This is a genomic window from candidate division KSB1 bacterium (genome assembly GCA_034506255.1).
GTDB lineage: Bacteria > Zhuqueibacterota > Zhuqueibacteria > Zhuqueibacterales > Zhuqueibacteraceae > Coneutiohabitans > Coneutiohabitans thermophilus.
Genome location: JAPDPX010000009.1, coordinates 188694 through 212500, shown reverse-complemented (window position 1 = coordinate 212500; position 23807 = coordinate 188694). Strand labels below are relative to the sequence as shown.

Annotated in this window: 21 protein-coding genes; 8 read left to right on the top strand and 13 right to left on the bottom strand. The window is 59.7% G+C overall.

The window, feature by feature from the left end; genetic code table 11:
* Nucleotides 1-235 precede the first annotated feature (235 nt).
* Nucleotides 236-1900: an amidohydrolase gene (locus tag ONB52_18705; protein ID MDZ7418165.1), complete on the top strand. Its 1665-nt coding sequence runs from the start codon at nt 236-238 to the stop codon at nt 1898-1900.
* 125 nt (nt 1901-2025) lie between these two features.
* On the opposite strand, the gene ONB52_18700 is transcribed toward ONB52_18705, so the two are convergent.
* A complete protein-coding gene (locus ONB52_18700) occupies nt 2026-2736 on the bottom strand; it encodes a CDP-alcohol phosphatidyltransferase (GenBank protein MDZ7418164.1) in 711 nt (236 codons plus the stop codon).
* A 333-nt stretch (nt 2737-3069) separates the two neighbouring features.
* Between ONB52_18700 and ONB52_18695 the strand changes: the two genes are divergently transcribed.
* Entirely contained in the window at nt 3070-4242 is a 1173-nt protein-coding gene (locus ONB52_18695) for a citrate synthase (protein ID MDZ7418163.1), read from the top strand.
* Between the two features lie 41 nt (nt 4243-4283).
* Here the strand turns inward: ONB52_18695 and ONB52_18690 are convergent, their stop codons facing one another.
* Entirely contained in the window at nt 4284-5063 is a 780-nt protein-coding gene (locus tag ONB52_18690) for a hypothetical protein (protein ID MDZ7418162.1), read from the bottom strand.
* Between the two features lie 145 nt (nt 5064-5208).
* Nucleotides 5209-5913 (bottom strand): SDR family oxidoreductase, encoded by a 705-nt coding sequence (locus tag ONB52_18685; GenBank protein ID MDZ7418161.1) that lies wholly within the window; start codon nt 5911-5913, stop codon nt 5209-5211.
* Between the two features lie 458 nt (nt 5914-6371).
* Here ONB52_18685 and ONB52_18680 point away from each other — a divergent pair, with 458 nt between their 5' ends.
* Nucleotides 6372-6848 carry a hypothetical protein gene (locus tag ONB52_18680; GenBank protein MDZ7418160.1) on the top strand — a complete coding sequence of 159 codons (477 nt, stop codon included), beginning with the start codon at nt 6372-6374 and terminating at the stop codon, nt 6846-6848.
* A 342-nt stretch (nt 6849-7190) separates the two neighbouring features.
* Here ONB52_18680 and ONB52_18675 read toward each other — a convergent pair whose 3' ends face one another.
* The gene (locus ONB52_18675; protein ID MDZ7418159.1) at nt 7191-7658 is read right to left on the bottom strand and encodes a hypothetical protein; all 468 of its coding nucleotides are present in this window, start codon (nt 7656-7658) and stop codon (nt 7191-7193) included.
* Nucleotides 7659-7753: 95 nt separating this feature from the next.
* Between ONB52_18675 and ONB52_18670 the strand changes: the two genes are divergently transcribed.
* Nucleotides 7754-8215 (top strand): hypothetical protein, encoded by a 462-nt coding sequence (locus ONB52_18670; GenBank protein MDZ7418158.1) that lies wholly within the window; start codon nt 7754-7756, stop codon nt 8213-8215.
* Nucleotides 8216-8239: 24 nt separating this feature from the next.
* The gene (locus tag ONB52_18665) at nt 8240-8521 is read left to right on the top strand and encodes a hypothetical protein (GenBank protein ID MDZ7418157.1); all 282 of its coding nucleotides are present in this window, start codon (nt 8240-8242) and stop codon (nt 8519-8521) included.
* A gap of 117 nt (nt 8522-8638) precedes the next feature.
* Here ONB52_18665 and ONB52_18660 read toward each other — a convergent pair whose 3' ends face one another.
* The 8 genes from ONB52_18660 to ONB52_18625 all read right to left on the bottom strand — a co-directional run bounded on the left by ONB52_18660 (nt 8639) and on the right by ONB52_18625 (nt 15310).
* The gene (locus ONB52_18660; GenBank protein MDZ7418156.1) at nt 8639-8866 is read right to left on the bottom strand and encodes a hypothetical protein; all 228 of its coding nucleotides are present in this window, start codon (nt 8864-8866) and stop codon (nt 8639-8641) included.
* Nucleotides 8867-9415: 549 nt separating this feature from the next.
* On the bottom strand, nt 9416-9775 hold the full coding sequence (locus ONB52_18655) for a (2Fe-2S) ferredoxin domain-containing protein (GenBank protein MDZ7418155.1): 360 nt from the start codon (nt 9773-9775) through the stop codon (nt 9416-9418).
* Between the two features lie 82 nt (nt 9776-9857).
* A complete protein-coding gene (gene ybgF, locus ONB52_18650; protein MDZ7418154.1) occupies nt 9858-10637 on the bottom strand; it encodes a tol-pal system protein YbgF in 780 nt (259 codons plus the stop codon).
* 102 nt (nt 10638-10739) lie between these two features.
* Nucleotides 10740-11294, bottom strand: a complete 555-nt coding sequence (gene pal, locus ONB52_18645; protein MDZ7418153.1) for a peptidoglycan-associated lipoprotein Pal — start codon at nt 11292-11294, stop codon at nt 10740-10742.
* Between the two features lie 225 nt (nt 11295-11519).
* Nucleotides 11520-12842 (bottom strand): Tol-Pal system beta propeller repeat protein TolB, encoded by a 1323-nt coding sequence (gene tolB, locus ONB52_18640; protein ID MDZ7418152.1) that lies wholly within the window; start codon nt 12840-12842, stop codon nt 11520-11522.
* Nucleotides 12843-12936: 94 nt separating this feature from the next.
* Entirely contained in the window at nt 12937-13644 is a 708-nt protein-coding gene (locus ONB52_18635; protein ID MDZ7418151.1) for a TonB family protein, read from the bottom strand.
* 528 nt (nt 13645-14172) lie between these two features.
* Nucleotides 14173-14580, bottom strand: a complete 408-nt coding sequence (locus tag ONB52_18630) for a biopolymer transporter ExbD (GenBank protein MDZ7418150.1) — start codon at nt 14578-14580, stop codon at nt 14173-14175.
* Nucleotides 14525-15310, bottom strand: a complete 786-nt coding sequence (locus ONB52_18625) for a MotA/TolQ/ExbB proton channel family protein (protein ID MDZ7418149.1) — start codon at nt 15308-15310, stop codon at nt 14525-14527. Before ONB52_18625 ends, ONB52_18630 begins: the two co-directional genes overlap by 56 nt.
* A gap of 251 nt (nt 15311-15561) precedes the next feature.
* Here ONB52_18625 and ONB52_18620 point away from each other — a divergent pair, with 251 nt between their 5' ends.
* Nucleotides 15562-16320, top strand: a complete 759-nt coding sequence (locus ONB52_18620) for an ROK family protein (protein ID MDZ7418148.1) — start codon at nt 15562-15564, stop codon at nt 16318-16320.
* A gap of 69 nt (nt 16321-16389) precedes the next feature.
* On the opposite strand, the gene ONB52_18615 is transcribed toward ONB52_18620, so the two are convergent.
* A complete protein-coding gene (locus tag ONB52_18615) occupies nt 16390-16590 on the bottom strand; it encodes a hypothetical protein (protein ID MDZ7418147.1) in 201 nt (66 codons plus the stop codon).
* Between the two features lie 480 nt (nt 16591-17070).
* Here ONB52_18615 and ONB52_18610 point away from each other — a divergent pair, with 480 nt between their 5' ends.
* Together ONB52_18610 and ONB52_18605 are read left to right on the top strand one after the other, a co-directional pair.
* Complete coding sequence (locus ONB52_18610) at nt 17071-17967, top strand: isoprenyl transferase (protein MDZ7418146.1); 897 nt, start codon at nt 17071-17073, stop codon at nt 17965-17967.
* A gap of 29 nt (nt 17968-17996) precedes the next feature.
* Nucleotides 17997-22787, top strand: a complete 4791-nt coding sequence (locus ONB52_18605) for a DUF748 domain-containing protein (GenBank protein MDZ7418145.1) — start codon at nt 17997-17999, stop codon at nt 22785-22787.
* Nucleotides 22788-23807 lie beyond the last annotated feature (1020 nt).

The window sequence follows — 23807 nt, the reverse complement described above, 5'->3', positions numbered from 1 at the left end:
GCCGTGTGCCGGAGTATCCCCTCGTTTGCCCTCCAACGGGGGGGCACGACAAGACGAAACGTCAACGGTTCAGACAAATTCACTTGCGGATTTGCAGTGGCCATGCTTTATTGGGCAAAATTCAGTCAAGTAGTAGCTGCACATCTCCTGCCCTGCTTGCGTCAAAGATGAGGAAGCGAGAATGCACCCGATACCTGGTCTGTCGATCTGTCTTGCGCTTGTCGGAGCTTTGCCCATGATTTCCTGCGAGACTCAACAGCAAGCTGCCGATCTTGTATTGAAAAACGGCACCATTCTCACTGTCGATGCCAATAACACCATTGCACAGGCAGTGGCCGTGAACGGCAACCGGATCACATTTGTCGGCTCAAATCAGGCAGTGGAACGCCTGATCGGCAGCAAGACACGAGTCATCGATCTGCACGGCCGCACAGTGGTTCCCGGCCTGATCGACAGCCACTACCATTTTCAAGGCGTGGGCAAGCGGGAGTTTGATTTGAATCTCGACGGCTGCACCTCGCTGATTGAGTTCCTCAAACGGTTGGAAAATTGGGCTGCCAGCAAACCCGGGGAAGAGTGGATCACCGGCCGTGGCTGGATGGAGGAAGATTGGCCGGTCAAGCAATTTCCAACCCGGCATGATCTTGATCGCGTCGTTCCCGACCGGCCGGTCTGCCTCAATCGCGCCGATGGCCACATGGCCGTGGTGAATTCCAGGGCACTGGCCATTGCGGGAATCGACGCGGCCACGCCCGACCCGGCGGGTGGCGAGATCTTGAAGGATGAATCCGGCAAGCCCAACGGCCTGCTTGTTGACCGCGCCATGGCGCTGGTGACCAAACACATTCCAACCCACTCGCGCGAGATGCAGGAGCGTTATGCCATCACCGCCAATAACGTCGCCCTGGCCTACGGCCTGACCACCGTGCACGATGCCGGCTCGGGATGGGAAACCATCAACTTGTGGAAATCCCAGTATCGACAGGGCAGGCTAAAGGTCCGTCTGTATGCGTTCGTGCGCGGGCCGGGCGCCGACGCCGATTCACTCCTGCAGCGCGGGCCGGAAATCGGCTTGTTCGACCATCACCTGACCATTCGCGGGGTCAAAATCAGTGCCGACGGCGCGCTGGGCTCGCGTGGCGCTGCCTTGCTGGAAAAATACGCCGATGACAATTCGCAGGGACTGTTCCTCTTCAAGGATGAGGAGATTTATCCCGTGGTCAAAGCCGCGACAGAACGAGGCGTTCAAATGGCGATCCACGCGATCGGTGACGCCGCCAACCGCAAGGTGCTCACTTTCTATGAGAAAGCTTTGGCCGAAGTTCCCATCGCGACACGAAAAGTTGCCGAGCCACGACACCGCATCGAGCATGCGCAGATCGTCGCCGACGATGATCTGCCGCGTTTCGCCCGGCTGGGTGTGTTGCCCGTGATGCAGGCCAGCCATGCCATCGGTGATCTGCATTTTGCAGTGCGACGGCTGGGACTGACACGCCTGCGCGGCGCGTATGCCTGGCGGACGCTCATCGATTCCGGCTGCCGCATCGCCGGCGGCTCGGATGCACCGGTGGAAGAGGGCAATCCCATGATTGAATTCTATGCCGCGGTCGTACGCAAGGACACCACCGGTTTCAGCGGTGAAGGCTGGCACCCGGAACTCAGGATGACGCGGCTGGAGGCGCTGAAGTCGCTGACCATTTGGGGTGCGTACGCGGCATTCGAAGAGGATTTGAAAGGCACCATCGAAGTTGGCAAACTTGCGGATTTTGCCGTGCTGGATCAGGATCCGATAACGGCGCCGGAGGCAAGCCTCTTCCGCATCAAAAACATGATGACAATCGTTGGCGGGGAAATCGTCTATGATCGTGAACAGGGGGGAATTCTGTTGCCCGAAAAGTGAGCAGCGCGTGCAGCAGCACACACACGCAAACCCTGTGACTACAATCGCGACGCTATTGCAGACAGTCGACCATAGAAATGCAGTTTTACTTCTGTGAGAAAGAACAATTCCAGCAGTGTGGCGCGCTAAGGGCGTGCAACCGGCGCCGCAGTCTTGCCCCAATCGCGAGGCCGTTCAGCACGGTCGCGTTGGTCAGCCGCGCTGAGCAAGTGCGCCAACTCGAGCCCATCCACAACCAGCAGGGCCAGTGTTGCCAGGCTGGTCAGCAGCAGCAGGCTGCCCGGCAAGAATATCTCCGCCAGCGCGGCACAGGCGAGCAGCAACCGCACTTCCGTCGGACCGATCTTGCCGCTGTCGATGCGGTAGACCTTTGTGATCGTATAGTGCACCACAGCAATCAACATGCGGCCGCCATAGGCCACCATGAAAACGATGGGAACGAAACGCAGCGAGTTGAAATACAGCGCCAGCCCGGCCGCCACCACGCACAGCGAAATCCAATCCATCATCAAGTCGAGCGCAAAGCCAAACCACTTGCGCGGGCGATTGCGAAAATAGGCCAGCCGGCCATCGAGGGAGTCACCCAGCCAGTGAAGGGCCAGGCCGGGAATCGCGCCCATCAGCCACCAGCGATTCTGCCCCGCGGCAGTCAAGCTCAAAAAGATCACAATGGCGCCAACCAGGCCGAGGCCGGTTAAGATATTCGAAGTCACAAATTGCGGCGTGCGACGGCACAGCCACGTGATTGCATGGCGCTCCTGCCGCCGCAACCAGTTGCGGCGCTTGCGCGTGTCGTTCTTGCTTGCCTGACGAATCATCAAAGCTGTTACCGGCATAACGGTCTCCAATCTGAGAGTCGAACTTTCTCTTCGTCCTCCAGCAACCGATATGCCAACCATGCCGGCACGCCGCTTCCTCAAAAATTACTTGACCCTAGCTTGATTTTTCAAGCCACCCTACTGGAAATGCGCTGCCATTGGCGCGGCGAACCACTGTCTCGCGAATTCGAGTGTGAAGCAAGTGACCGCAATCTGCGCAAAAGGTGTGCACATGGCCCGCGCTTGCTTTTCGCACATTTTTTTCTAGTATACCGTCATCGATTCGATCACTATCATCGCGCGCCGGCTGACGAGCCGGCTTCATGAAAGCTGCCGGAAAGGAGAGGAGCAATGGCAGAAAAAGTAATGGAGTTGACCGACGCCGCAGGCAACAAAGTGGAGTACCGGCCGGGCTTGGAGGGTGTGATCGCCGCGCCCAGCAAAATTTGCTCGATCGATGGCCAAAAAGGGGTGCTGCTCTACCGCGGCATTCCCATCGCCGAGCTGGCCGAACACTCCACCTTCGAAGAAACCGCCTTTTTCCTGCTTTCCGGCCACCTGCCCAAGCGCGACGAGCTGGCTGATTTTGAAAATGCCCTCAAGGCGCAGCGCCAACTGCCGCCGGAAGTGCTCGCGCTGTTGCTCTCCTTTCCGCGGACGGCGGATCCCATGGACCTGCTGCGCACCGCCGTCTCCGCGCTCGGCTTGTTCGATGATGCACCCGCTGACAATTCCCTCGCAAAAAATCGCCAGCGCGCGATCAACTTGATCGCTGCCTTTCCCGCCATCGTGGGCGCGATCCAGCGCCACCGCAAGGGCGAAAAACCCGTGCCACCGCGCACCGATTTGAACCATGCCGCCCACTGTCTGCATCAGATCAACGGCGTGGTGCCCGACGAATACTCCGCCCGTGTGCTCGATGTCGCCTTGATTCTGCACGCCGATCACGGCTTCAACGCTTCCACGTTCACCGCGCGGGTTTGCATTTCCTCCCTGACGGACATGTACGCCGCACTCACCGCGGCCGTGGGCAGCTTGAAAGGCCCGCTGCACGGCGGTGCCAATGCCGGCGTGATGCAAAACCTGCTGGCGATCGGCAGTTTGGACAGGGTGGAGGCGTGGGTGATGAACAAGCTGCAGAGGAAGGAAAAAGTGATGGGGTTTGGCCACCGCGTCTACAAAACCTATGATCCGCGTGCCCGCCTGCTCAACCAATACTCGGAAAAGCTCGCGCAAATCACCGGCAATATGAAGTGGTATGAAATGTCCAGAAAGATGGAGGAGGTGATGGCGCGCGAAGTGAGCAGCCGCGGCATTTATCCCAACGTTGATTTCTATTCCGCCTCGGTCTATTACTATCTCGGCCTCGAACCCGAGCTCTTCACTCCGATTTTTGCCGTGAGCCGCGTGGCCGGCTGGACCGCGCATGTGCTCGAACAATTGAGCGACAATCGCCTCTACCGGCCGGATGCCGTCTATCAAGGCCCGCGGGAAATGCCGTACGTGCCCATCGATCAGCGCTGAGCAAAACAGGCACCGGTCGGCCGCCGCCAATCCCGCCTGCCTCAAGGGGAGAGAGAATCCGCCGGCGCTGTCGCAGGTCCGCTGCTCTCCCAAACAAGTGCCAATTCCGTCTTCCTGCCGCGCACCACTTCAACCAGTTGGCGCATGACCCCCAGCCGCTCATGCCACAAAACCATGTCAAACTGGCCGGGCGGAACGTTGTCCAGGGTGAATTCCCCGTTCTCATTCGTCAGCGTGAAGAAGCGGTGCGGCAGAACCAGCACCCAGGCGCGCATCCCGTCATAACCAATTTCACTGCGAATTTCCAACACGCCGGGTTGGCGCAAGGTATCCACTGCAACCGCCCCTGCTGTCGGAAAGGCAAAATTGAAGAGGCTCGCGGCCTGCTCCTCGAAAATATCCCGCGTCACCACCCCCTGCCAGCCCGGTCGGAAGCGGTGCAAATAGCCGCGGGCATGATGGAGTGTGGCATCACGATTTTCAATCACCAGACGATCGCCGGCGAGCAATGCCGCCACGCGCGGCCGCAGCGCGCATTTCGAAATTGCCAGCGTGACATCGACCGGCGGCAGTGTGTCCGGCCGGACATTGGCCAGGAACACCACGGCATTCTTCAGCTCCAATTTTTTGCCAATCACCAGCGACTCGTCAACCAGTAAACTGCCGCACAGCGCGGGATTCTTCGTGACGGGCCGGCCGGCCTCCAATGCCGGCATGCGGGCGAGTGTCACCCTGCCCTTGATCTGTCCAACCGCAACGTTGCCAGCAACGGCAATCGTCCAGAACATTGCTGTGACGAACACCTGCGAGCCCCACCTCATGGCCAACTCTCCTTCTTCGAAAAATACTGCTGTCCGCCGCGCAACTTTCTTGCGCGCGGCTCCCACTGTGCATGATCCCGTTTAACCGGCGACCAATCGCCGCAACATGGTCTCCTGCTGTTGCCCGCAGCCGCGAGGCGACCGCTTAGCTCACAACCGGAAGCGTAGCGCCGGTGATCGCGTGCGCCTCCTCGGAGGCCAAAAACAGAATCGCGTGCGCCACGGTCTCCGGCGCCACCCAGCGGCTGAAATCCGCGTTGGGCATGGCCTGGCGATTGGCAGGTGTATCGATGATGCCGGGCACAACCACATTGGCGGTAATGCGATACGGTCTTCCCTCCGCCGACAATGTTTGCGTGAGATTGATGAGGCCCGCCTTGGCCGCGCCATATGCCGAAAGACCGGCGCTGCCATGCTGGCCGCCTTGCGAGCTGACATTGATGATGCGACCGGTGCGCTGCCGCTGCAGCAACGGCAAAACATGCTTGCAACACAGAAACACGGATTTCAAATTCAAATCGATGATCTTGTGCCATTGGTCCAGGGTCATCTCATGAATGCCAACCCCGCCGAAATATCCTCCCACCAAATTCACCAACACCTGCACCGGACCGAGCATTGCGACTTGCTGCACCATCGCCGACACACTGGTTTCCTCGACCAGATTGGCCGGAAAGCCGTGCAATCGGCCGGCGGATGCTCCCGCCGCCGCCTTCAGCTTTTCAAATTCCTCCGGCCGGCGATAGCTGACGGCAACACAGCCGCCCGCCCGCAAAAAAGCCATGCTCACTGACGTGCCCAGGGCGCCAGTGCCGCCGGTAATCAACACAAGCCGGTTTTCGAAATTCATCGGCCTCACCTCGTGTTTTGATCGGACTGCTCTCACAGGACCGGAAGCGCGGACAGCGAAGTGCCGGGCTGCAAGACGGCTTTATCGCAGGGGCAGGGCGCCCTTTGCGGTCGCGAGAGTCGCCCCGCATCTGCCTCACGATAATTGCAAGGCAATCTTCCCGCTCGCAACAATTTCCCACTGCCACGCCGCGCCGCGCCAAACGCACACGCTCATGTGCGCCTGCCATGACAAAAGTCCCGCTTCATTGCGGGAAAGCTGCGGTATGACGCGATACTATGCCGAAATATTATCTGTCATGCAAGCGGCAAAAACATGTTCGGCGGCGCCTCGCCGCCTACGGGCCAGCCGGTGGCGCGTGATCACGCTCACGATTTTCCTGGCGCAAAACATCAGGATCAGCGACTGCCAGAGGATCAATCACAGATCCCGGAATCCTTGACCGGCGCGCAACAGTCATGATCATTCTCCAGCGGCGGGGGTGGCAAGCGATTATTGGCTTCCCTCTCCAGCGCCAATCGGAGCGACCGGGGGAAATGCAACGCCCCGAAAAATTTTCCATCACCGACAGCAGATTGATGTTGCCTTGTCCGCCTCGCGAGACCTGCCGGTCAAGTCAAGCCACCGGCATGTCCGGCCCGGTGATTCCTCACTCCCCGCTCACCGGTGACTCAAATAAGATTTTTTTCGCATTAGTTCAAGACTGGCGAGTCGAAAATATTTCGTCAAAGACCGGCCTCGCGGTGGGGACAATTGCACCGCGACCAAACCCAATTATGGCCCTCCAATTTGCAATTGCACAGCTTCGCCTGCCTGCTGCCTTGCGGCGCACCGGCCGGCTCAGCTCATTACAATTCAACGCTTGCCACACTGTTCTTTTTGATGGGTTGCTGCAAATCCTGTTGCCGTGCCGGTACCGTAATTTGACAGGCTAGCAGCCGCGGAAGACATGGCCGCGTGGCGGCGGGGCCTCCCCACTCCGGCTGATCGAGTAGGCTTTTCCGCTGGTGCGGCGGTTGTTTCACCCATCCCGATGCGAATCTACCGGGCCTCTGTTGTTCTCCCGGGGCGAAAGAATCCCCACGTTTCCAGTTGTGCATCGAGCCGGAAATGGCCGACTGTGCAATATCCAAAACGCTCATATAACGAAACCTTGCGGGAATCCCCCGTGGTCAACGTCACGCCCTGCGAAACAGGATGATTTTCAGACATTGCATGCACCGCATCGAGAATTTGGCCTGCGAGGCCCCTGCTTTGATATGCACTGCGGACGCCGATCATGTTGAGATGATAATGCGGTGGGATGACTTCAAACTTTCGCGTTGCTTCACTGAAAGCTTCGTAACGCCTGCGCGCCATGATGAAAAGTTGATCAGTGTGTGCAGGCGGCGGTCGTAGTCACCATCAACCGGGCCGATGATATACCGCATAACCGGATAATGGTGAAAGGCGTCGCACAGAACCGCAACGACTTGGTTCACCTGCGCGGAGGATAATCGGCGCACCGGCGAAGCATCCCGGTGGCAGGTCTGAACCAATTTGCGGTCGATTTTGGGGCTCCTGTCTGTTTTTGCTTGGAAGCTTGCAAGTTGCCACAAAAATTGCGTCGCAAAAGCCCCGGAATGAGCCGGACAGTATGCCCCCTGCTTTTTCGTATTGGGGTGGCCGGTAAGCTTCCAAAACCCGATTCTGCATTTGCACACCCAGAAGCCGGGAATTCCCTGATCTTTCGTCGGTGAGAACATTCGTTGGCCACCGGCCCGGCGCGCCATCGTCTTTGGAAATATAACTTGTGCGCGTTGTTTTTTTTCCCCATTTTTATTCGAAGATTGAGGGTAAAATGGACGGCAATCACGACTTCGGGGATCTGCTGCGATGTCTGAACGAAGCCGGCGCGCGCTATCTCATCGTTGGCGCATACGCCGTGATTTATCACACTGAGCCACGCTACACGAAAGATTTGGATATTTGGACAGAACCAACGCCGGAGAACGCCACAAAGGTATGGGAGGCACTGGCAAAGTTCGGTGCACCTTTGACCGATTTGACCATCGCCGATTTGTGCAACCCGGAGGTGGTGTTCCAAATAGGCGTTGAGCCGAATCGCATCGACATCGTTTTGGACGTCACCGGCCTCGATTTCGCCGAGGCGTGGGCAAACCGTGTAAGCACAACCTATGCAGATCAAAAGGTTTTTGTTCTGAGTTATGAACACACCCTGCGTGCCAAGAAAGCCGCCGGCCGGGAGCAAGATCTGCTGGATGTACACCGGCTGGAGGCCGCCAAAAAAGAAAAAGCCTGAAGCATACCAGGTCAAGGGTGCATCATGAGCGAAGCGTTGAACGAAACAGGGCAGACGAAACCCCGCGTCATCATGGCGCGCGTTGCGACCCGGCAACAGCACAGTGACCGCTCCTTCGACATTGCATTTTGGCAAAAGGTCGGCGACGCGGAGCGCTTTGCCGCTGCCTGGCAAATGGTGCAGGAGGTCCAACTCATCCGCGGCCAAAGCGTTGAGTTGCCACGCATGCAAAAAAGCGTGACGCGCATTATCCGCCGCTCGCCAGCCCCCAAATCCGGTGAGCATGCGACCGAACGATCAGAGTAATCCCTGCGCTCGGCTCCGCCCAGCTCGCGCCCCGCGGCCTCGCGAAGCCGGGAAAATTCCGCGGGCGGTTGCCGTTTGCCGGGCAGCGTGAGCGGAGCCATTCCCGCCAGGTCGCCTTCATTGAACACGCCCACGATCAGCCCGCCCCGCCACACCCCGATAATACTTGTTCAAGCCATTGACTTTGATTTTACCGGCGGAAGAAGCCGAGCGTGCCGCATCGTTGCGTTGCGCAAGGGCCAACCCGGCGAACAGCCATCCCGCGCCAGCAAGCGTGTAAAACTTTTCATCATCTGTTTCGCTCCTGTTCATATTTTCAGCTTGTCCACTGCCGTATGGCTGCATGATGCGGCACCCACGCCGCCCGCACCGCTGCCGGCCATTTTCTCACGAGGGTCACGTGTGCTTCCACATTTCCCGGATCTTTCCGACCAAAGCCGGCCGGGAAGTCAAACTCTGCTGCACAACCAAACACGGAAAATGCCAGAATATTTGCATCACCTCGGGAAGAAGGCGGTCAGGAGCAGCAGAGGCAGGGAATGGCGCATCAAGCTCACTTGCACTTATGGTCGCCTCATTTTTGTGGCGGCAAAGCAACCGACATCATGAGAATTCCCACTGACTGAGGCGGTGGTTTTGCAGGGGAGGAGAGGGGACAAACGGTCGGGAATTGGGTGGCGCCGTGAGGAATTGCATTCCCGTAGCTGTGCGTCAAATGGCTGGGAAAAAATCGCGGCCTGTTTGCACTAGAGCCGGAGAAATGAGCGGCGGGAGAGCCGTCATTCAGGAAAGCTGCCGGCGATTTCGGGCGCTTCGGTGCAAAACAAAAATCCCACAGAAAAAACTGCTGCTTCTCTGTGGGACTGCATGTCATGGCCGCGACCATCGGGAATCTCATTGCTCCGCAACCGGCTTGGTTGCCGGATTTTCTTTTGCGGTTTCCGGCAGGAGCAAGCGCTCGACAACTTTGCCGCCGAGCAAGTGCGAATCAATGATTTCGTCGACGTCCTGGAGTGTGACTTTTTGATACCAAACGCCCTCGGGATAGACCACCACCGTCGGACCGGATTCACACAAGTCCAGACAGCCGGCCTTGTTGGCGCGCATGCGGCCCTTCAAGCCGCGTTTGTGCAACTCTTCTTTGAATTTGTCCGCCAGTGCCAGCGACCCTTTGGCGGCACAGGAGCCTTTGGGATGGCCCGGCGGTCGTTCGTTGGTGCAAATGAAAATGTGCCGTTCGAATCTGGGCATGATGATCCTCTGTCCTGCTGTCGCTTGATGGTGTGTGGAGCCGGCGGAACGGGCGGCAGGCCGGGTTGCAGCAGCCTGCCGCGGTTCACTCCTGCAGTTTGGCACGCGCCAATTCCGCTTCCGCGGAGCGCGGGAATTTTTTGATGACTTGTTCGAGCAAAACTCTGGCTTCGGGGGTGCGATTGAGTCCCATCAGCGAATAAGCACGTTTCAGCATGGCGGCGGCGAGTTTGTCACTGCCGGGATATTTGTCGGGGACGACGGCAAACTCGGTGGCGGCGCGGGCGTAATTTTTCTGGGTGTAGAAACTCTCGCCGATCCAATACTGCGCATTGTCCGCCAGCGTGCTGTGCGGATATTTGCGCAGGAATTCCAGAAAGCCTTCGCGCGCCAAATCGATCTGGCCGCGCACCAGGTCTTGATAGGCGGTATCGTAAAGCTTCTGCGCCTCGTCGGTATGCTCGGCGGTCATCGCGGCGGCGGGAGTTGTGGTGGCGGCGGCCGCCGGCGAGGAGGCAGTGGCAGAAGTCTTTTCACTCATCAAGCGCAACTTGCCCGGGAGGTTGGCCATGCGATTGTCGAGATCGTCAACGCGGTCGCTGAGAATGCGAAGCTGCTCGGCAAATTGATTGAGACGCAGCTCATTGTCGGCGCGCAGGCGCAGGAGCGATTCATCGGCTTTGCCGCCGGTCATTTCGGCCCTGGCGGTCATGGTTCGCAGGCGTTGCACTTGCAGGCGCAGCGAATCGACCTGGGCGCGCAAAGCGGCATTGTCCGTTTCCACACGCCGCATCTGGCTGGGGGTGAGGCAGGCGTTGAAGGCCAGTGCCGTGCCCGCCAGCAGGGAAAGCATGAGGTTTCGCATATGCTGGTCACCCATGGCAATGAGTAACGCAAAAAGAGGCCGGGCGGCCTTCACCCGGGCCGGAGCCGCGCCCGGCGCGGCCAGCCGGGTGAGCGGCGCCCGTTACTGATTCAGAATCACGAATTCGGCGCGCCGGTTCTTTGCCCAGGCTTCCTCATTGCTGCGGGCATCGAGCGGACGTTCTTTGCCGTAGCTGATCGTGCTCAAGCGCGAACGTTCGACACCCAGCGACACCAAATAATCCCGCACGGCGTTGGCGCGTTTCTCGCCCAGGGCCAGATTGTACTCGATGGTGCCGCGTTCGTCACAATGCCCGGCGATGCGCACGTTGAGTTCGGGCCGCTCGCGCAGGGCACGGGCATGCGCCGCGAGTATTTCGCGCGCCGTGGCCGTGAGGTCATATTTGTCGTAATCGAAATGGACGTTGGCCAGCATTAGCGGCCGGGGTGCCGGCACGTCCTCGCGCTCCACTGCGGGTTGCCGGGCGGGCGGCGGTGGCGGCGGCGTCTCCTCCCGCACAGGTTCCGGCGGCGCTGCTTCGCTTTGTTTCACAACCTGCCTGCCGCTGCTACAACCCAGATGACTCATGAGCAGAAGCGGCAACAGCAGCGTTGACAGTGCCGGCAGCCAACCAAACTTGTACAAGCGTGACAACATGGATACCTCCTTGCAATTTTGACGTTGACAGGCAAACTGGGCCACCCGGGCCTTGCAAAACTGCCGCACACCCGGCCATTCTTCAACAAACAACGCTGACTCCCGCCTGGATCAGCAAAAAACAATCTGGTTTGCGGCGCGGACAGAGGCAGCTCTTGTCTTTATCGTCATCAAATCCTTGCGGGTGGAACACCACAACGATTGTTGCTGCCCACAGCCCCGGCTTCAGTCCCGGCAGGCGCTGTCGAGATCAGGGCGGAGATTGTTTGACCACACCGGGCTGGTGCAGGTTCCCTTGTGAGTGAGACGACGCACATTCTGGCCGTTCCATTCCATGCTGTAGATGTCGCTGCCGCCGCTGCGCGTGGAACTGAAGACGATGCGGTAGCCATCCGGCGACCAGGCCGGGTCTTCATTGCTGCCGGCATCGCTCGTGAGTTGTGTGAAATTTTCGCCGGTGACCGCGATGGTCGCGATGTTGAAACGACCGTTCAAACGGGAGACGAAGGCGATCTTGTCGCCCTTGGGCGACCAGGCCGGCGAGTCATTATAATCGCCGACATAGGTCAGCCGGCGAACATTGCTGCCTTCGGCGTCCATGATGAAAATTTGCGGGCTGCCGAGCCGGTCGGAGGTGAAAGCCAGCTCGCGGCCGGTGGGCGACCAGGTGGGCGAGGAATCGACGGCGGGATGATGGGTCAGGCGGCGCAGGCGTTTGCCGTCGGCATTCATCACATAGATTTCAGAGTTGCCCTCGTGTGTCGAGGCGAAGGCGATCTGACTGCCATCCGGCGACCATACCGGCGCTGTTTGCAAGCCGGTTTGCGAGAAGGCGCGCACCGTCCGGCCGGTCACGCCGTCAATAAGCACGAGATCGGGGTTTTCCTGACGGTAGGAGGTCAGTGCCAGCAGCCGTGCCTCCGGGGACCATGCCGGCGTCAGGTTGAGGCTGCCGAAGGCGGTGAGCTGCCGCACATTGGTGCCGTCGAAATCCATCACGAAAATTTCCTTGCTGTCTCCGGCTTTGGCGGTGAAGGCGATGCGGCTTTTGGCAATGCCTTTTTCGCCGGTGAGCAGATTGACGATGTCATCGGCCAGGCTGTGCACCAGCAAACGCAGGTTGTCGCGGCAGCCTTGATAACGTTTCTGCGCCAGGGTGCGGCGCGAGTGACTGTCGATCAAATCGGCTTCCAGGTTGATGCGGTCATTTTGCTGCGACAAGCGCGAGTGGACTTCCAGACGAAACGGCTGGGCGGGTCCGCGGCTGGCGATCTCCAGCCAGGGGGAGTCGCCGGCGGGCGCCTCATCGCTGCGAAAGGAGGCAATCAGGCTCGACATCCACAGATCGTTGTCGAGGATGTCGAGCACGCGGGTGGCATCTTTCGGGCTGGCGTGCTGCAGCGGCTGGCACTCCTTCAACTCCACGGGTATGCGCGCAAAGGTATTGGTCTCGACGCGCAAATAGACTTCCGACTGCGCGGCGAGCGGGCGGGGCAGGAACACCAGCAGGGCAAGCATGGCGGCCGGCGGCCCGAAGCGCTGAAGCATGCGGTGGTCGACGGCGATTGCACGGCAACGAGGCGGGTGAAGCCGAGGAAGCAAGAGACATTCCGGCGTCATGATCCTGACAGAGGACAATGAGTTACCAATTCGCGACAAAATCAAAATGAACGCCCAGGATTTCCAGGCCCGAATCTTCCGGAAGTGGCGGCAGAGGGCTGGCATTTTGCACGGCACGCAAAGCGGCCTGATCGAAAGCAAAATTGCCGGAGGATTTTTCCAATTCGTGCGAGATCAGGCGGCCCGATTTCGCAATCACAAAATGGACGGTGGCGAGAAACTGGCCGCTGCCGGCATAAGGCGGCCGCCACTGGTTTTCGATGCGCAATTGCAGCAGAACGAGGTAGTGCGGAAAAGCAAAGTCCGGCACATCAACTTTGGCAATCCCGCTGGTCACCGGTCCTTCCCGGCCGCCACTGCCGGCCGGGGCGCTGCCACCGCTGGTCGGCGGCGCCTGCGAAATCGTTGGGGCTTTCGCGGGGGATCGCGGTTTTGGCGTCGCCTCCGGTTTGGTGGCCGGTTTTCGCGGTGGTGTTTTTTGGGGAACCGCAATTTTGCCCGGCACCTCCTTGGTCACAGGCGGTTCCGGGCGGGGATTGATCACGGCGCGCGGCGCGGCTGCCGGGTGCACCATATTCACAGCGGAACTGCGTTCCACAAAAGTGGCAGTCAGCACGCGGGGATAGCCACGTGGTATCGGTTGGGAGAAGCCTGCCAGGAAGATGGCCAGCAGCAACAGAGCGTGCCCGGTCACGGAAAGCAGGGCGGCTTTTTTCGCGGAGATTCGCATGAATGTCGGCCTGCACTGTGACGCCGCGCGACGCGCACAGGCTCCGGCAACGGCCCGGCGTCACAACCTTCTGTAGCGATTCACAAAATTGCAAAACCTTCAGTGCACCCGGAATGGCATCATGCCGCGCTTACAGAATGCTCCGGCAACGGCACAACGTGAACTTCATGATGCAGGACAGGCCTTTCACGTAAGGCCTCAGTTGCGTTTGGAGATGGAGCGCAAAAACATCTTTTCTGCAGGCAGGAATGCCTGCGCTATTCCACACCTTGCTGCGGGATTACCTCGCACAACATTCCCCGGAAGGACAGCCCGGAAATCGCCTCTGCCAAGCAAGCCCAAAATGGCGCACGCATTTCGACGCTCGAGAGGCTGGCGAAAACGCCGTTCAGCCGGAGTTACCGCAGGCCCCGCCTCGAGGCCGCTTTGCCAGGGCTTGGTCGTGGCATGAAAAATCTCCTGCCTGGCAGATATCAAAGTTGGTGCAAGCTCGGGCTGTGCAGAAGCGGAGCAGTGGTTTGCGCGAACTTATTTTGCTCTGGCGGCCAGCGGTTCCAAAATCAGCCCCACGTTTTGAATGCCTGTCTGGCGCACCACGTCCATCACGGCGACGATTTTGCCGTATTCGGCACGGGTGTCGCCTTCGATCAACACCGGTTGATTGGGCACGCGCTTGAGCTTGGCGGCCAGGCTGGCGCCGAGGCCGTCCAAAGCCGTACGCTCGCCATCCACGAACGCTTCGCCGGTGCGGCTCACGGTGACCACGATGGCACGCGGCGGTTGCGGCTGCGGAGCAACGGTGCCCGGCAGGTCAACCTTGACACCCGCGCGCATGAACGGCGCCGCGATGATAAAGACGATCAACAGCACAAAGGCGATATCAAGAAGCGAAGTGACGTTGATGTCCGAGACGATCTTCGTTTTTGAGTTTCTCACGGTGGATGACATGATTGAAGTAGATGGCCAGTTCCGTGTTGAGGCGGGTGAAATCATCTTCGATCCGGCTCAGGCGGGCGGCGAGAAAGTTGTTGCACAGCAGCGCCGGAATGGCGACCAGCAGGCCGGCCACGGTGGTAACCAACGCCTCGGCGATGCCGGGCGCAACCACCGACAAATCCGCGCTTCCGCCAGCCTGGCCGATGCTCAGGAAGGTGTGCATCACGCCCCAAACGGTGCCCAGCAGGCCCAGAAAGGGACTCAGGCTGATGGAGGTCGCCAGAAAGGGAATGCCGGCAGCCAGGCTGGAAATTTCCGTGACGCTGGCGGTTTGCAGCCGCAGGTTGATGTCTTTCTCCAGTGCCGGCAGCACCCCGTCCATCGACAGATCGAGTTTGCGGCCGCGCGGCGACTTGACCGGGTCGAGATAGCCGGTGAGGGTGACAAAACCTTCCTCAAAAATGCGGCCGACCGGTCCGCCGATCTCCTTCACCGCCGTTTGATAAACCGCACCCAATTCCGAAGTGGGCCGCAGGCTGTGCAGCAGCCGGAGGAAGTCGGTGGTGAGGCCGCGGAATTGCCAGTATTTGTTGAGGGTGATCGCCCAGGTGATGATGGACAACAGCAGCAGGGCCGCCAAAATCAACTTGGCGAAAAGTCCGGACTGCAAAATGAGCGAGACCACCCCCTCCTGCCGGAACAGCAGTGTCAGTGAAATGGCTGAGATCATGCCGTCCACTCTCGGTCTGTTTGCGACAAAATTCCCGATGGCAACACCTGCAAGTCTATGCAACATGCCCTTTAAATGCAAGAATAATTTCCCTACACGCCAGCGGGCGGCACGGAAAATCATGTTGCAGCTTTGATTCTTGCAGACGCTTGCTTATATTCCCGCCACTTTTGTGTGCAGGCAGTCCCGGAGCGCCCGGGGCGGGAACCGCGCATGGTGACATCACCGGCCGCGTACTTTCGGAAGGAAAAATGGACATTCTCGGCATTGATATTGGCGGCACCGGCATCAAAGGCGCACCAGTGAACACTTACACCGGCAGCTTGAAGCAGGAGCGTGTGCGTCTGCTCACCCCACACCCCGCCACACCGGCGAAGGTCGCGAAACTGGTGCACAAAATTGCGCAGCACTTTGCCTGGCGCGGCGCCATCGGAGTCGGCTTCCCGGGGGTGGTGCAAAAGGGCAGGGTGCTCACCGCCGCCAATTTGGACAAGCGCTGGATTGGCAAGGACGCGGAAAGTTTGTTTCGCGAGGCCACGGGCTGTGCCGTCACGGTGATCAATGATGCCGATGCCGCGGGGCTGGCGGAGATGCGCTTCGGAGCCGGCCGCGGCCACCAGGGCAAGGTTTTGTTGCTCACCCTGGGCACCGGCATCGGCAGTGCCCTGTTCTTGAATGGCAAATTGGTGAGTAACACCGAGTTTGGCCATCTTGAGATTCGCGGCAAGATCGCGGAGCGCCGTGCTTCCGACCGGGTGCGGCAGCGCAAGAAGCTGAGCTGGAAGAAATGGGCGGGGCGGGTGCAGGAGTATCTCGATCATCTTTCGCTCCTGCTCTCGCCGGATTTGATCATCCTTGGCGGCGGTGCGGTGAAGGACTACAAGAAATTCAGCCGCTATCTCGAGCTCCCGGCGGCAATCAAGCCGGCGGAGAGCGGCAATCTCGCGGGCATTGTGGGCGCGGCGCTGGCGGCACAGGCCGCCCACCGCAACCACCGGCCGCTGCGCTGAGCGCCGGCCAACAAAAAAAGGCTGCTGCCAGTGCTGACAACAGCCTTTGCGAACAGCCGGCCTTCTTACTCAGCGGCGATTGCTTTCTGCTTCGCGCAGCCGGCCTTCCAGCACGATGCGATAGGTGCCGGTTTGCTGATCGACACTGGCCAGCGCGGCATTCCAGCGTTCCGAGTCACTCAGAATGATTTCCAAATTGTTTTTGAGTTCTTCGGAAGAGGGGGGCAGGATTTCAATGAGATCAAGCTCGCGGGATTTGAATTTGAACATGTGCAGACCTCCGTGTCAGCATGGTTCTGTTGAGTAGCAGTGAGATATGCGGGACAGCCCGGCTCTCTGCCCGCCTGCGCACCTCATCCTGGAGCTGCGCCGCAGCAGCGAAATCCGGCGTGTTTGCTCCCCCACACCAGCGTAAAAGCGGTTGTGAATAAACAAAAAGTCACAGCGTTGCGCAAGCTCGTTGCAAAAATTTATTGTTTTGGGCCCAACATGGGGAGGGTGCAAAGTTACGTTGTCTTAAAGTTGTTGCGCAGGCCATATGCTTGTCGCTACCTCATGTCATTCCGGCAGATTTACACCCGGCAACGCGCGCCCTAACTGCATGCCGGGCAAGGCATTACGGCTGTGTTTACCCCCTCCCCGGCCGGATGGAATTCTCCTTGACTTTGAATGAGCCAACGAGTATGTTTCGCAGCCATGTTGGAATCACAAAATAACCTCCAAAACTTAAGCGAGTTACGAGTAGCATCCATGAATGCGGAAGACAAACAGGATGGTTTTCACCAGGCAAATTGGCGGGGTTCTGAAGACAGCAAGGAAGACCAGGAGGTCTGGGACGAATATATCAAGCGCCTGAAGCGGGGGCCGCTGCCCGAGCATGTTGCCATCATCATGGATGGCAACGGCCGCTGGGCGAAATTGCGCAACCGGCCGCGTGTTTATGGCCATCGCGAAGGTATCAATTCCGTTCGCGAGATCGTGCGCGCCAGTGGTGAGCTGGGCATTCGCTATCTCACGCTCTACACCTTTTCGACAGAGAACTGGCGCCGGCCCAAAAGCGAAGTGGCCGCGCTCATGAGTTTGCTGGTCAAAACCATTCGCGAAGAGATCGAGGAGCTGAATCGCAACAATGTCCGGTTGATGACCATCGGCCATTTGCATGATCTGCCCTATGTCGCGCGCGCCGGCATGGAGCATGCCATGCGCGCGCTCAGCAAGAATACCGGGTTGACCCTCAATCTGGCGCTCAGTTATTCCAGCCGCCAGGAGCTGACGGATGCCATGCGCCGCATTGCCGCCGAAGTCAAGGCCGGCCGCTTGAACCCGTCTGCCATCGATGATGCCTTGATCCAGTCCTTCCTCTACACCTCTGAGCTGCCAGACCCGGATCTGTTGATTCGCACCAGCGGCGAGCTGCGGGTGAGCAATTTCCTGCTGTGGCAACTGGCCTACACCGAAATCTACGTCACCGAGGTGCTGTGGCCGGATTTTCGCCGCCGCGAATTCTACGAAGCCCTGCTTTCCTACCAACGCCGCGAACGCCGCTTTGGCCGGGTCAGCGAACAAATCATCTCTGCCGGCCACGAACCTCACGGCATGCCGGCTGCCCCGTTTGCCGCTGCTCCGGTACCGCTGGATTTGGAATAGCGCATATCAACTCGTCACGTCTGACGGCCATGAAGACACGACGCCGGCGTCTGCTGGTGGCGGCCACGCTGGTGGTCGCCGCCCTGCTCGCTTACGCCGGGTGGAAAATCTACGCCAGCCGCCCGCTGCTGCAGCGCTTCGTCGTGACGAAAATCGAAACGACGCTGGGCGGGGTGTTGAACTATCGCGATTTGCAACCCACCTGGCGCGGCGTCGACCTGCGTGATCTCTCCTTTCAACCCCGCACCACCGCAGGCAACCTCGCCTTTAGGCTGCGCGCCCGCCAGGCCTCCATTCGTGTCAACTATCTGGCATTGCTGCGCGATCTGTTCGCTCCCGCGCCACGGGTCATTCAAATCTCCGTCTACGAACCGGTGCTGACGGTTTCCCCGGCACATGCCTCTCCGGCCGCCGCACCGGCGCAAGCGCCTGCAGCCAAACCGCCGGCCCGGGATCGCCCGATCAGAGCCGATTTGCGCACGCCGGACGCTGCCATGCCGGCAGCCCCGGCCGCGAAATATCTCATCATCGAAAACGTCGAGATTCATCACGGCCGGATCGCTTTCGCCGACAGCATGCTGCCGCAACCCGTCCTCACCATCGTGAGTGACATCAACGGCTGGCTGCACGCCCGGGGCGAGACGCAGGCACAGGTGCGGCTGCACGGCAATGTCCAGCATCCCAGCACGGCGGAACTGACGCTCTCCACCGTCATCGATATGCGGCGTATCGCGCTCGATTCCATCCGTCTTGATATTTCCGACCTGCAACTTCAGGGACGCTTGCCTCTTGCTTTGCCGGGACGGATGGAGATGGCCGGCGGCACACTCGGCGGCAGTCTGATCTTCGCCCGCCAGCAGGGCACGGCACCGGGAGCCCCGGCAAACGCGATCGCCGTCGGCGGCCATTTGCACCTGCGCCAGGGCAAATTCTACTACACACTGGACGAAGCGCCCGGCCCGGTCAAATCGCCGGCCCCCTCCTGGCTGAACCGCCTGAGTCACAAACTCGCGGCTCTGACCGGCAACAAGTTGATGAAGCAGGTGACCACCTCCCTGCAAACCGCACCGCTGGTGATCACCGAAGCCAGCTTCGATGCCACGCTGCAAGACGGCCGTCTGAACATTGCCAACGGCAGACAATTGGTCAATGCTCAGCCCCTGCATTTCAACGGCAGGGTGCAACTCGGTGAGCTGCCCTTCTGGATGGCTTCTTTGGGTCGCAGCCAAAATCCCTATGCCTTGAAAATCGCCGCCGAGAGGTCACCCGCGGATTCGCAGCATACCGCGGCTTCCAACCGGCGCGCACGCGCACCGACGTTGGAGCTGCATGTGGGCTGCGACTCGCTTTCGCTGCACGACTTTCTGGCACCCTTCCGGCGAACGGGACGCCCGCCGCGCACCACACCGGCTGGTTTGATTTCGGGTCTGGCCGCGATTCATGCCAGCATCACCGGCACTTTTTTCTCGCCGCACATTCAAGCCAGCCTGGTGAGCCCGTTCGCCATCATCGGTGACAAGCGGCTGCGCGAGGTGAAGGCGCAATTCGAATATGGCAGCCGTGCGGCGGATACGGTGGCGGCCGGGGCGGACCATTCGTTGCACTGGCGCGCCAGCGGCATGCTGGATCTGGCTTATGAACGCGCTGTCCACCTGGCATCGTGGCCACCCGAGTTTCAGTGGGAAGGCTGGGGTAAAGTCGATCTCAGCGTGCGTCACTTGCCGATAGCGGCAACCGTGGTGGTGGAGGGCCGCTTGACCCCGCTGCTCTCCCGTCTGCTGGCGCGACACGGCTTCAAATATCAAAACCACGACGCCGCCAATAATGGCAGCGCCGCGTTGGTCGCGCTGCCACCGCTGCCGCAAACGCGCATGGCCAGTGTCGCGCAAATCTCCGGCAGCTTTTGGAAACCGCTGCTGCAGGGCCGCATGACGGTCGAAGTGCAGCAGCCCGCCCAGCCAGCCACCCGCTGGCTGGGGAACTTTGCCATGGCTCATGACACCCTGCGCCTGAGCGCGGCCGTGCCGCAACAACCCGGAAAGGTGCATGCCACCTTCTGGCGTCTCGGTGGTCGGCCGCTGTTCAAAATCGAAGGTCTCGAACTCGAAGCCCTGCCCGCGCTTTTTGGGGAAAAACTCTCGCGCTCGCTGCTGGCTGATCTCGATGTGGATTTCAACCTGGAGGGCCACAGCGACAGCCTCAACCTCAACCTGGAGGTGCGCCGCAAAGGCGTGGCTGCCGGTCTGCTGCGCGTGGTGGGCTACATGCTGCCGCTGCTGCAGGGCGAGCGCGTCACCTCCGGCTATGTCAAGGTCTTCCCGGGCCGGCCCAATGAATTCACCGCCAGCTACACCCTGCACGTGCAGGATAGTCTCCTGCGCGTTACGGATTTTCGCTGCGAGCCCTGGCTCCATGCCACCTTCGAGGTGCAAACCGGTGGCCGGCGCGAGGTGAAAGGCGCTTTGCGGCTGTCGGGCGCGGATCTCAGCCGGCTGGTCAACGGTGCCGCCGGCGACAGCGCGGCGGTGCGCGGAAAATTGTTCGGGGAAATGCAACTGACCGGCCGTCTCGACGATCCCCGCCTGGCCGGGCACTTTTGGTTGTTTGATGGTTTCCTGCATGAAGTGGGCAACCTGGCCATCAGCGGTGAAATCCAGGCCGACCGCAGCGGCTGGCGGGTCGACAGCCTGCAGGTGAGCAAGGACAACCGGCCCTGCCTGTTGGCCAAGGCCGGCTATCGTCGCAGCGACCGCCGCCTGCACATCGCTGTGCGCGGCAACGAAATCCGCAGCGGTGACTTGTTGCAGGCGCTCACCGGCATACCGGCCCACCGCTTCGACGGCGCAACCACGCTTCAGCTCACTGCCGAAGGCCCGGCCGCTGATTTTTGGAGCGAAAATGGGGTGCCACTCTCCGGCACGCTGCTCGTGCGCGATGTCAGCGTACTGGGCACTGCCTTCGCCGAGCTGGGCGCCGATCTTGACAGCGGCAGCCGCGAACGGCAACCGCCGGCACGCCTCTCCCGCCACGGGATTTACCTGCCCCGGCTGCGCCTGCTCAAGCAGGAGGGCTTCTCCCTCACGGGCGAGGCCTTTTTGCCCTTCAACAGCAAAGCCGAGCTCCGCGCTTCCCTGAGTGGCGGCGGCAATCTGCTGGCAATTCTGCCGGAGATGAGCACGTGGTTCAAGCCGGGCGCCACCAGCGAAAGCCAGCTCAGCCTCAATCTGCGCGGCCCCTACAGCCGGCTGACGCTGTACGATTCGCGCCTGCGCTTGCGCAACGGCACCCTGCCGATGGCCCGGCTGACACGCGAAATCACCGATCTCAACGCCGACTTCACCATCGACGGCCGCGGCACTTTCATCGCAATTCCGTTTCTGCAGGCCCGCATTGGCGAAGCCAGGCTGTCGGTGCGCAACGTCGAGCACATGACGCCGCTGGTGCTCGCCGATGCCAGCACCGCCGGGGCCAACGTGCTGGCGATGTCCGGCGGCGCCGGCTGGGAACCACTGCAGCTCGGAAACTCCCCGCTGCATCTCGGCACCATCCTGGTCAAGTCATCGGAAAACGGTTTGCCGCTGAGCATCCCAGGGTTGATGCGGAAGCATGAAATCGGCCGCTTCCGCTTGACGGGTCTGGTGGACTCCACCGCAAGCTGGGGGGATGCCGATGAGTTCATGATCGGCGGGCCGTGGGCCCATCCACGCGTGCAGGGTCGCGTGGTGTTCGAGAATGTCGAGTTCCAGTTTCCCTTCCTGGAAGAATCCGATCCGGTCTTGCGCCACCTGCTGCGCCGCATCAACTGGAATGTGGTGGTGGAAAGCCGCAAGGACAATCACTACGTGCGCACCATTCCCACCGCTTTCAATAACGTGTACATCGATCTGGGCATCGATGACGCCCGCAGCCGGCTGCACTTTGCCGGCATCGTGGACGACACCACCTATGGCGGGAATGCCTTTCACATTGAGGGCAGCGTGCTTACCACCCGCGGCGAAATCGAATATCTCGACATGAATTTCGAAGTCGAGGAATTCGGTGCGGAATTCGACAAGAGCCAGCTTTTTCCCATGGTTTATGGCCGGGCCAAAACCGTGGTGCGGGACTCCAGCCATGTGCCTTACAATGTCTATCTGACCCTGGTGGCGATAGACTCGGTCTCAGGCCGGGAAGAGCCGCGCGGTCGCCTGCAGCATGCCGTTTTCAAACTCGTTTCGGATCGCCCCAATCTGCCGGCCACCGTCCAGGGACAGGGGCTGGCCACCCGCCAGGAGCAGGTGCTGGCCTCGCTCGGCTACTCCATGGACCGCCTGGGCGAAAAAGCCACCGAAGCGGTGGGCATCGGCACCGACAACTTGATTTTGCGACCGTTTCTACGGCCGGTCGAGCGCGCGATGCAGCGCACGCTCGGCCTGGATGTGGTGCGCTTCAGCTCACGCTTCACCCGCAACTTCCTGACCACCAACCTGTCCAACAATTCCCCGGCAAACACGCCCGCCCTGCCCGATGCCCGACGCTCGTTATTCCGCAGCAGCCGGCTGACCATCGGCAAATATCTGCTCGACAACCTTTATCTCTCCTACATCGGCCAGCTCGAGAGCGGTGCCGAGCGGGACAGCCTCACCACCATCAACGGCCAGCCGCTGCCCGATTTGGAATACAAGCTGCAACTGCGCCACCGTCTGGGGTTGGAATATCGCCTGAATCCCGACATGCTGCTGCAAGTCGAGTATGACTTCGCGGATGAGAATGTGCGCTCCGACCGCAGAATCTGGCTGCGGCATTCCTTCCCGGTGGAGTTTCCGAAAAAGGAAAACTGAGCCAAGTAAGCCCTCGGTAACGTGTGGAGTCGCGCAGGCTTGCCTGCCCAATGTCACCAACTTTGCAAACAAAACAAAAAACTCTCGCACACAGAGTTTTTCTGCAGCAATTGCCAAAAAACAAGTCTCAGCACCACAAAAATCATACAGACCACCAGGTTTCCCCTCATGCTCTTTCCTGGTGAGTGGCGTGGTTCGAAAATCTTTGCGATCTCAGTTCCGGCCCTTTTTGATCTGCCACGGCTTGGCCGTGGCATTCCTGCAGAAAGCATCTGCAGGATCACTAGATAAAGCCACGGTCAAACCGTGGCGGAACGGTTATTCTTTGCGAAGCCCCTGTGACTTCGCGTCCTTGCGTGTTTTGCTTGCATCGCTTCGAAAAGTCAGCCGCATTGGGCATCCCTACCGGCAGACATGAGCTCTGTGCTGCGTCTCCACACGCAACACAGGCATGACTTGGTACTACGACCTCGAGTGCTAAAATCCGCTCCACGACTCAAAACTGTCATTCCGCAGGAATGAGCGCTTTGCGCTGCGGAGCGAATTTTAGAACCTGAATTTTGCACCCAGATTGATCTCCTCCGCGAAAAACGCCGCTCTGATCGCGACGGCCAACCACCCAAGGGATGGTGCATAAAAAATTTTGCAGGCAATCCGTGCTGTCAACTCCGGTAGGAGTGAACTGTTTTTAGTAAAGCTACATATCGCATTTCCCAAAACTCCGTCAGGAGTGACCTGCTTGGCCCTCCTCAAAAAAAACCGCGCCCGATCATGGGAAATTCTACAGGCCACTTCTAACGCAGTTTAAAGACAGGCAAGATGCCCATGTCTACAAACTCCTGACGGAGTTTTGTGAACACGCCATTGCTTCCGGGCAACAGCAGGCCAGCAGGCAAAATTCAGGTAGAACTTAACATCGTAGTGCACTGTAAACATAAATACTGTAGTCTCCGCCCCTCGTGGGCGGCTGTTCAAAGATGAATTTTTGCTTCTTCAGCAGCGATCCGCAAGGGGTCGTGG